This is a genomic window from Leucobacter sp. (genome assembly GCF_053528595.1).
In genome coordinates this window covers 1-2,611 of record NZ_JAIVPF010000017.1, presented here as the reverse complement: position 1 = coordinate 2,611, position 2,611 = coordinate 1, and the positions used below count along the sequence as shown (strand labels likewise).

Below are 2,611 nucleotides of genomic sequence, written 5' to 3'. Positions count from 1 at the left end.
GGATCTGCTGGACGGTGTGGCGGAGTTGATCTCGTCGGATGCGCTGGTGCAGGCCGGGATCCGCCTCGTGGGATCGCTGCCGGACGAGCTGAAGGATCGCGGTTACGGTTTCTACGAGGAGTGGCAGCGCGTCGCCGAGACATTCATCCATGAGGGGCTCGAGGACGGCTCGATCACCACCACGCGGCAGACCCCTGCTGAGCTCGCCGAACTCGTGAATGAGCTCTTCGTCGGTGCGCAGGTGCTCGCGGGCATGCGCGACGGCTGGCAGTCGCTGCCCGAGCGCGTCGGACGCGTCCGGCCGGTGCTCCTGTCGATACTCGTGCCGACGTCTGCGAGTTGAGACACCGCGAGCGCATCATGGACGCAGCGACGGTGCCGGCCGAACTCGCGCACAAGGCCGACCACCGCAACATGTGGTTGACCGGAACCGGGCGGCGAGACGCGCACTCGGTCGTGTTCGGCTTCCGCATCCCCGACACCGTGCAGCCCGGGATCGCCGAGTACGTCGAGCTGCAGCGCCAGGCCACGCACGCCTTCGCCCATCTGCAGCTGGGGGTGCCGCTCGGCAGCCGGGCCATGCTGTCGACCGCCGAGCTGCTGCTCGACGAGGATCGGGGCGAGGGCGTCGACGAGGGGCACGGCCGGGCCGCGCTCCCGCGCGAAGGCCTGGTCGTGGTGCGGGCGAACATCGACGGGCGCGCGGCCCGAGGCGTCGCCGACATCGACGTCGGCATCCGCTTCGTCGCCGCGGTCGGACCCGGGAGCGGAGCCGGCGGCGGAGACGAGAGCTCCGACGACGGCAGCGGGAGCGCCGACGGCGACCGCGGCTCCCGCCCCGGGGGGATCGGCACGGGCCGGATCACCGGGAAGTATCTTCCGCAGCGCCTCTACGACCGCATCCGCGGCGCGTCCGCACGGAGGATGCATGCCGCTCAGGACGTCGCGGCGGCTCAGGACGTCGCAGCCGCGCAGTGCGTCCCGGTCGTGGATTCCCCAGGCGCCGCACCGACGGCCGGCCGAGTGGTCGAGGAGCTCGCGGTGGACGCGGCGAATCCGATCCTGAGCGATCATGAGACCGATCACATCAGCGGTATGGTGGTCGTCTGCGCCGCCGAGCGCCTGGCGCAGCAGCACTTCCCCGAGCGCAGGCTGCGGGGGATCGCGACGCGGTTCCTCAGCTTCATCGAGAAATCGGAGCCGGCGCACGTCGTGCTGCAGGAGCTCGACGGGCGCCTCCTGGTGACGGTGGTGCAGCGGGGAGTTCCGTGCGCGCACGTCGACGGGGTGCTCGGCGACGGGGTGCTCGGCGACGGGGTGCTCGCCGACGCGGCCTCCGTCCCCGGTGGGTGCGGGGAGCGCGGCGCGCACGATGACGGAGAGGGCGGAGAGGACGCACGATGAGCGGGACGGCGGCGAAGAGCGGGACGAGCACCGAGGCGGAGGCGCAGCCGGTGCGGCTGGCGGTGGTGACCGGCGCCACTGGAGGGATCGGCTCGGCCGTGTGCGCCGCGCTCAGCGACTCCGGGTACGCCGTGCTCGCGCACTACGGCACCCGCACCGAGCGGGCGCGCGAACTGCAGCGGAGCATCAAGGCCCGCGGCGGCCGCTGCCACCTGGTCTCGTCCGACCTCGGCGATCCCGACGGCGTCGACGCCGTCGCCGAGTGCGTGCGCGAGCTCCTGGAGCAGTACCCCCGGTACCGCCTGCGGGTGCTGGTGAACAACGCCGCGAAGCTGCTCAGCCCCTCCTTCGCGGACACGGCGGTCTCCGACTTCGACACCTACTTCGCGATCAACGCGCGGGCGCCCTTCTTCCTCGCGCAGCGGCTCGTGGAGCTGATGCCCGACGGCGGCTCGATCGTGAACCTCTCATCGGCGTCGGCGCACTTCTCCAGCCCGGGCGACATCACCTACGCGATGAGCAAGGCGGCGGTCGAGTCGTTCACGAAGAACCTGGCGGAGGCCGTCGCCTCGCGCGGCATCCGCGTGAATGCGGTGATCCCCGGCTTCACCGACAACGGACACCCCGGGTTCGGGAAACCGGCGGTGCTGGAGTACATGTCCTCGTTCTCCGTGCTGGGCGGCGTCTCGCAGCCCGAGACGGTCGCGGCGGCCGTGGCGTTCCTCGCCTCGGATGCCGCGGCCCGCACCACCGGCGCGCTGCTCGACGTGACCGGCGGCAGCATTCTCGGTGCGCGCGGATCTCGCAGTCACTCCGTGAAGGATCTGCTGTAGGTGAATACAGGGGATAGTCCTCGGTCGTTCGGCTATGACCAATGGGTGACGTGTGGAAGAATCTCACTCACGGCCGAGATCCGGTCGCGGGAATCTGAGGGAGAGCGCCGGTGAACCGAGTTGGCGAAGTGCGTCGGAAGCAGCAGCGTGGGATCAGGACTCGGACAGCTCTGCTCGAGGCCGCTGGTCGGGTGTTTTCGCGTATGGAGTACGACAAGGCGAAGCTGAAGGACATCTCCGATGATGCGGGGATCAGTCTGGGGTCGTTGTACTTCCATTTCGGGAATAAGGACGATGTGGCTGCTGCGGTGCTGGATGCGCAGCAGGAGCGGATGACCGAGGTGCTGTCGGCGGTGGTGGAGACGGAGGGGACG

At 70.1% G+C, this 2,611-nt stretch carries 4 protein-coding genes; all 4 read left to right on the top strand.

The window, feature by feature from the left end:
* The coding region (locus tag ACWKZU_RS02575; protein ID WP_449280829.1) for a hypothetical protein at positions 1–343 on the top strand (343 nt) is incomplete at its 5' end.
* Positions 344–360: 17 nt separating this feature from the next.
* The gene (locus ACWKZU_RS02570; RefSeq protein WP_449280828.1) at positions 361–1,404 is read left to right on the top strand and encodes a hypothetical protein; all 1,044 of its coding nucleotides are present in this window, start codon (positions 361–363) and stop codon (positions 1,402–1,404) included.
* Positions 1,401–2,237, top strand: coding sequence for an SDR family NAD(P)-dependent oxidoreductase (locus ACWKZU_RS02565; protein ID WP_449280827.1), 837 nt, complete (start codon positions 1,401–1,403; stop codon positions 2,235–2,237). Before ACWKZU_RS02570 ends, ACWKZU_RS02565 begins: the two co-directional genes overlap by 4 nt.
* A gap of 110 nt (positions 2,238–2,347) precedes the next feature.
* A partial coding sequence (locus ACWKZU_RS02560; protein WP_449280826.1) for a TetR family transcriptional regulator occupies positions 2,348–2,611 on the top strand: 264 nt, incomplete at its 3' end.

What these genes read in the sequence shown, in the direction of transcription:
- ACWKZU_RS02565 (WP_449280827.1), top strand. Translation starts at nt 1,401, where the DNA reads ATGAGCGGGACGGCGGCGAAGAGCGGGACGAGCACCGAGGCGGAGGCG.
- ACWKZU_RS02570 (WP_449280828.1), top strand. Translation starts at nt 361, where the DNA reads ATGGACGCAGCGACGGTGCCGGCCGAACTCGCGCACAAGGCCGACCAC.